This window comes from Streptomyces calidiresistens (assembly GCF_014141525.1).
Classification (GTDB): Bacteria; Actinomycetota; Actinomycetes; order Streptomycetales; family Streptomycetaceae; genus Streptomyces; species Streptomyces calidiresistens.
Window position 1 is genome coordinate 1 of sequence record NZ_VKHS01000347.1, and the last position, 5583, is coordinate 5583.

The following is a 5583-nucleotide window of genomic DNA, read 5'->3' on the forward strand; positions in this document are numbered from 1 at the left end:
CCGATGCCAGTGGCCGGCCCACCGGGCCCGTTCCCCGGACCCACCGCACCCCTCACCGCGCCGGGGGCGCCGGCCCCCGGCGAACCGCGTCGCCGACGTGGCCCCCTCGTCCTGGCGACCGCCCTCGCCGTGGCGGTCGCCGCCATCGGCGGCACCCTCCTCACCGCCCACCTGACCGGCAACGACACCGGAGACGGCACCGACGCATCCGCCCCATCGGATACGCCCGGGAACCCGGCCGCCGAACAGGCCGATGACGGACAGGCGTCGGGGATCGACCCCACGGCCGGCCCGGGCGGGGACGAGGGGTCCGGAAGCGGGGAGGAGGCGGTTTCGGGTGAAGTCGTTCCGCTCACCATCCACGCCCCGCGCTACACCGAGAACGCCACCGTGGCACTGGGAACCTGTTACGGAGCGGGCATCACCATGGTGGAGTTGGAAACCCTCACGGCCACCACCGGTATCGGATACGGCTCCCACCAACACGTGGGGGCGGATCCCGAGATCGTCTATCAGGCATGCCCCGAACCCGGCGTGGAGGACGACGGCTTCCACATCGCGCCGGAGGTGGAGGCGGGACGCGTCACCGATCCGAGGATCTCGGAGGAGGAGTGCCGGGAGGCCGCCCGGGAGCCGACGCTCCCCAACCCCGTGCCGGTGGCGGACATCGTCCGCGACGAAACCCTGCACGAGAACATGGGCATCTGCTTCGTCCTGCGGGACGGTTCGACCGCGCTCCTGTGGTTCGACAAGGTGACGGGCGATCCCCACAACCAGGAGCTGCGGACCTACCGAACGCTGGCCACCCGCTGGGAATGAGCGGCAGGGGACGGGCCGACAGGGTCAGGAGCTGGGCCAGGAGATCTCCACCCGGCGGTTCTTCTGCCGTCCTTCCTCCGTGCCGTTGTCGTAGAGGGGGTAGTCCTCGCTGTAGCCGCGAACGTTGAAGTTGATGCCGGACGGATCGTCCAGCAGTTCCACGAGAACCTGCTGGGTGTTGCGGGCACGATTGTTCGAGAGTGTCACGCCGTGCTCGTATGAGCCCAGGTTGTCCGTGAAGCCGAAGACGTTCACCTCGGCGGGCGAGTGCTCGGCGATCGCCTCGGCCACCACAGCGAGAGCTTCCCTGGCCTCGTCACTCACCACGTCACTGTCCTTGCCGAAGATCACGTCGGTTTGGAGAGTGAACTTGCGCTGGTTGCCGGTGCGTTCCTCTCGCGTCTCACCCGCACTGTCGACGGCCGTTCCCTCATCGGGTGGAGAGTTCTCCTCCTCCACCGGAGGCTCTTCATCCTCGGAGCCCTCGTCGTCCCCGACCGGAGGATTCGGGTTCTCCGGCTCGGGAGTGGCCGCCGGCGGTGTACCCGTGTCCTCGATCACGAATTTGATGTCCAGCACCCGGGGCTCGGCGAGGGTGGCCCCGTCCCCCAGCATCAGGCCCGGTGCGTTGGCGTCGATCTGCGGCGGGGCGGGGGCCTCGTAGCCGGGAGGTTGCTCGTACTCCCCGTTCTCGTCCGCGAAAGCGGGGGCTCCGATCCCGAGGGCGACGGCCGTGGCTGCCGCCACGGCAACCACCCGTCCCGGAGCTGCTGCGCGCATGTCTCGCATGACGTGGCTCCTAGCCAATCTCGATGGTGACGGTCGGCATACGTCCGATCTGGAAATCAACCTCGGTGGTAGCCGGATCGGGAGCCGGGAACTGGGCGAACCACTCCACCGTTTCCCCGGGGTTGACAGCTCCACCAAAACCGGTGCACAAGCAACGCCCAGTGGTGTCACGAAGAACAAGGTAGCGCTTTCCTTCGGATTTCGCCGTCAGAGTCGCACCGGCCATGGAAAATCCGTTTACCGCGAGTTCTCTCTCCGCACCTCTCCAGGCGAGGTCCACCCATACCTCAGAGGTGGCATTATGCATCGTTCCTTCCACTGTCAGGAATCCGCCTTCCTCACGCTCGGCACGAGTGAAGTTCAGCGTGATGCCGCCTTCTCCCGTCACGCTGGCCAAGAAAGATACCTCTTGGCCGCCTTCCTCTGCTTCCTCCGTTTCCCCATTCGAATCACCAGGGGAGTTCGAGTCATCCGATTGCTCCGCCCCCGCGCCGGGATCTGATTCCCCATCACCTCTACTGCAACTGGCCACAATGACTATCAAAGCCAATCCCAGAACTATCGCCGCCAGGATGAGGCGCGTCTTGCTGTCACGGAGATTCATCGTACCGATCCCTTTACAAAAAGGCACGCATCGTCAGTCTTCCAAGCGAATCCCAAAGAGATCTCGGGGCTCGAAGCCCGAGATCTCACTGTCGGGATCGATTTTCCAGGTGTCGCTCTCGCAAGAGAGCTCGGGAAAGTCATCTTCGGCTTCCCCTTCCTGTACATCACAGAGGGGCTCCATGACCGCCGTGGCTTCGGCACGAGCCGTCTGGTTTCCCGTGCCCGGAATGACCGTCTGAGCGACCGAGTCATTTGTTTCAATGGTCACTGAATAGCCGAGGCGATCGGAAAGCGGAGAACAGTGGACCAGGGTGGCATTATTCATGGAGGCCAGCCGTTGGGCCTCACCACACGCAGACCCCACCTCCAAGGGGCCGCCGGCAATTATCTCGGCCAAGTCGCCTCCCTCACCTCCAACGGAGGTGAGAAAATCTTCATAGATACTGTCCCGCGCTTCGCGTACGGCAGCCAGAGCAGCGGCGTCAGCAGCCGACTGACCCGTTCCGCGCAGAGCAGCTGCCTGAGCGAAAACGAAGAAAGCCAACATGGCGAAGAGGCCGGTACTGATCAGCCAGATATACAGTGGAAACGCCGCACCACGGTCGCGTGGGCAGCGACTTCCGGATATCTCCCTTGTCAAAGATTGAGGACGGAACTGACCGCACGCTGCACAGCCGTGGCGATTTGATTGTCCAGTCCCAGGCCGAAAACTGTGACCACGACCGCGGCTATGAGGAGGAGCAGGCCGGCGTACTCGACGAAGCCCGCGCCGCGGTCCGGGGAGGCTGATCCCAGACGTCCGGCGACGCGATGCCTCCACTCCAACAGCACTCTGGTCATGGTGAACCTCTCTTCCAGCCGCCCCCTGCGCGGCTGCCGATTCCCTGCCCCGTACCGACGGTTCCCTCCCGTGGGTGGGAGGGTGGTCGGCCGGTGGCGCCATCCGGGGGGCGGTGCCCCGGTCGTGGCGGCCGGGGTGGCCGCGGTCCTCGTACGCGGGGCTCCCGGGCGACGGGGACGAGTCGTGTGTCATGACGTCCCTCCCCCGAACCACCCAGTGAACCCACCGCAACTGACTGTGCCACATCCCGCACGAATTGGGCAGCGGATGACCGAAGGTCGGTATCGGAACGGGACCGGCCGTTGGCCTGTTGGTCACCCCCGGGTACGGTGACGAGGTGGAAACGGGGTGCGTACAACCGTTCCGGCGGCAAGCCGTCGGATCCCCCGTGGAGGGTTCGGTGCGGGGGCGCCCGCGGGGAGGGGAGCCATGGTCGGCGACTCGGGTGGCAAGTGGGTGGACACCGTCGCGGTGGAGCGCGAGGGGTTCCACATCAAGGTGCCGGAGACCTGGTGGGAGTTCGACATCCGCCCGGAGACCCGGGAGGAGGGGATCCGCCGCCTGGTCCGTGAGCGGGTGCGGGCCAGTCCCCAACTGGCCGAGCACGCCGAGACGATCGCCTCGTTCCTGCGCCGTCAGGCGAAGGAGGCCAGGGACTCGGGGGCGGCCTGGATCGGCTGCATGGCGGACACCTTCGGCGGCGAGGTTCCGGTGACGGCCTCGATGACGGTCTCCCTGCTGGACGCGCGCACCTCCGGCGGAACCGCGTTGTCCACCGATCCGCGGGCGATCGCGGCGCAGTTGAAGGAGATCACCCCCCGCCGCGAGGGGGACCCGTGGCGCCGGGTGTCCACCGTGGAGATCCCCGGGGTGGGAACCGTGGCGCGCACCGAGGGCGTGGAGGACATCAGGTTCCGTCAGGATCCGCGTCCGATGCGGGTGGTGCTCTCGCAGACCTTCATTCCCGTGCCGGGCAGTGCGAACCGGGTGGCGCTGGTCGCGGGGAGCAGTCACACGGTGGAGTTGGCCGACTCGTTCCTGGACGTGTTCGACGCGGTGGCCTCGACCTTCCGGTTCGTCTGAGTGGTGGGGCGTCGGGCCCGCCGGCCCTCCTCGGCGGCACACCGCGGCGCCCGTCCCGTCCGATCCTCCGTCCGTTGGTCCTTTCCGTTCGACGATCGCGGCCCCGAGTGGGCCGAGGGGGTGTTTTCGAGGTGAGCGACAACGACCTGAAGGTTCCCTACGAGATGCTGGAGGAGTTCGGCGAGGAGTTGGAGTCCGTGCGCACCCGCATGAACGCCACCGGCCGGACCGTGGAGAACTACGAGGACGACATCGGTGACTCCTCGGTGCGCAAGGCGCTGGAGGACTTCGTCTCGAACTGGCGGGACGGTCGGCAGCGGATCGACGACCAGCTGACCGCGTTGAAGGAGATCGCCGACATGGTGGTCGAGGAGTTCTCCGCCCTTGACCGGGAGTACGAGGCCTCGCTGGAGGGGAACGCCGAGGGACCGCCCGCCCCGGGCGGGGAGCAGACCCCGATCTGACCTCCCCGGCCCCGCGGACCGCGGCGGGCTCAGCCGTCGCCGAGGATGGCGAAGAAGTCGGTCCCGGAGCCGAGGATCATCCCGGCGACGATGATGAGCATCGTCGCCGGGACCATGAAGACCAGGGTGGCCAGGGTCGCCTTGGGGATGGCCCGGGCGGCGCGGCGGCGGGCGTTCTGCGCGTCGGTGCGCCGCATGTCGGCGGCGATCTGGATGAGGGTGTCGGCGATCGGCGAGCCGAGTTCCTCGCCCTGCTGGAGCGCGGAGACGAACTGGTTGACGGGCTCGGAGTCGTTGCGGCGCCGCAGTTCGTCGAAGGCCTGGCGGCGGGAGACCCCCATGTCCATCTGGCGCAGGGTGATGCGGATCTCGTCGGCCCAGGGGCCGGTGTAGCGGGAGGAGACGCGTTCGAGGGCCTGCCGGAAACCGAGGCCGGCGGAGACGACCACGGCGAGGACGTCGAGGAAGTCGGGGAGGGTGCGTTCGATCGCGTCCTTGCGGGCCCGGGCGCCCTGCCAGATGAGGACGTCGGCGGCGAGGAGGCCGAAGGCCAGGCCGAGGACGGCGAACAGGGGTTGTCCGGCGGCGAGGAAGATCGGGGCCAGGATCAGGCCGAAGAGCCCGTAGACGGCGCGACGGGCGGCGTACCGGTCGAGGGTGAGTCCCCCGGGGTTGCCCGCCTGGTCGATGCGGCGGCGCTTGCGTTCGACGGCGGCCGGCCCCATGAGGCGCAGGACGAGGGGCGCCATGCGCATCCCCAGTCGGTCCACGGCGGAGTTCCCAGCGGAGACCCGGGTGGAGCCGACCTCCAGGGCGAGGAGGAGGTCGGGGGGCAGGGGGGTGCCGGCGCGCAGGACCCGGATGCCGGCGATGAGGCCGAGCACGGCCGCGGCCGCGGCCAGGCCGAGCAGGAGGGGCAGCAGCGGGGCGAGGTCGGTCACGGCGGGCTCCGGGCGTTCGGTCGGGGTCGGGAACGGCTTC

Annotated in this window: 7 protein-coding genes and 1 pseudogene; 3 read left to right on the forward strand and 5 right to left on the reverse strand. The window is 68.0% G+C overall.

What is annotated here, in order from left to right; all coding sequences use genetic code 11:
- Positions 1 to 819: pseudogene (locus tag FOE67_RS15025) on the forward strand (hypothetical protein); the annotation flags it as partial.
- Positions 820 to 843: 24 nt separating this feature from the next.
- Here FOE67_RS15025 and FOE67_RS15030 read toward each other — a convergent pair.
- The 4 genes from FOE67_RS15030 to FOE67_RS15045 form a co-directional block, all read right to left on the reverse strand.
- Positions 844 to 1566, reverse strand: a complete 723-nt coding sequence (locus FOE67_RS15030) for an OmpA family protein (RefSeq protein ID WP_323384952.1) — start codon at positions 1564 to 1566, stop codon at positions 844 to 846.
- A gap of 52 nt (positions 1567 to 1618) precedes the next feature.
- Positions 1619 to 2212, reverse strand: coding sequence for a hypothetical protein (locus FOE67_RS15035; protein WP_182664509.1), 594 nt, complete (start codon positions 2210 to 2212; stop codon positions 1619 to 1621).
- A 33-nt stretch (positions 2213 to 2245) separates the two neighbouring features.
- Entirely contained in the window at positions 2246 to 2761 is a 516-nt protein-coding gene (locus FOE67_RS15040; protein WP_182664511.1) for a hypothetical protein, read from the reverse strand.
- An 89-nt stretch (positions 2762 to 2850) separates the two neighbouring features.
- On the reverse strand, positions 2851 to 3045 hold the full coding sequence (locus FOE67_RS15045) for a hypothetical protein (RefSeq protein WP_438874225.1): 195 nt from the start codon (positions 3043 to 3045) through the stop codon (positions 2851 to 2853).
- A gap of 439 nt (positions 3046 to 3484) precedes the next feature.
- On the opposite strand from FOE67_RS15045, the gene FOE67_RS15050 reads away from it, so the two are divergent.
- Both FOE67_RS15050 and FOE67_RS15055 read left to right on the forward strand, forming a co-directional pair.
- Positions 3485 to 4138: a hypothetical protein gene (locus FOE67_RS15050; protein ID WP_182664513.1), complete on the forward strand. Its 654-nt coding sequence runs from the start codon at positions 3485 to 3487 to the stop codon at positions 4136 to 4138.
- Positions 4139 to 4269: 131 nt separating this feature from the next.
- Positions 4270 to 4602 carry a hypothetical protein gene (locus tag FOE67_RS15055; protein WP_182664515.1) on the forward strand — a complete coding sequence of 111 codons (333 nt, stop codon included), beginning with the start codon at positions 4270 to 4272 and terminating at the stop codon, positions 4600 to 4602.
- Positions 4603 to 4631: 29 nt separating this feature from the next.
- On the opposite strand, the gene FOE67_RS15060 is transcribed toward FOE67_RS15055, so the two are convergent.
- Positions 4632 to 5525 carry a DUF5936 domain-containing protein gene (locus FOE67_RS15060; RefSeq protein ID WP_182664518.1) on the reverse strand — a complete coding sequence of 298 codons (894 nt, stop codon included), beginning with the start codon at positions 5523 to 5525 and terminating at the stop codon, positions 4632 to 4634.
- Between the last annotated feature and the right edge of the window lie 58 nt (positions 5526 to 5583).

Coding starts and splice junctions, on each gene's coding strand:
- FOE67_RS15040 (WP_182664511.1), bottom strand. CDS start 2,761: ATGTTGGCTTTCTTCGTTTTCGCTCAGGCAGCTGCTCTGCGCGGAACG.
- FOE67_RS15035 (WP_182664509.1), bottom strand. CDS start 2,212: ATGAATCTCCGTGACAGCAAGACGCGCCTCATCCTGGCGGCGATAGTT.
- FOE67_RS15050 (WP_182664513.1), top strand. CDS start 3,485: ATGGTCGGCGACTCGGGTGGCAAGTGGGTGGACACCGTCGCGGTGGAG.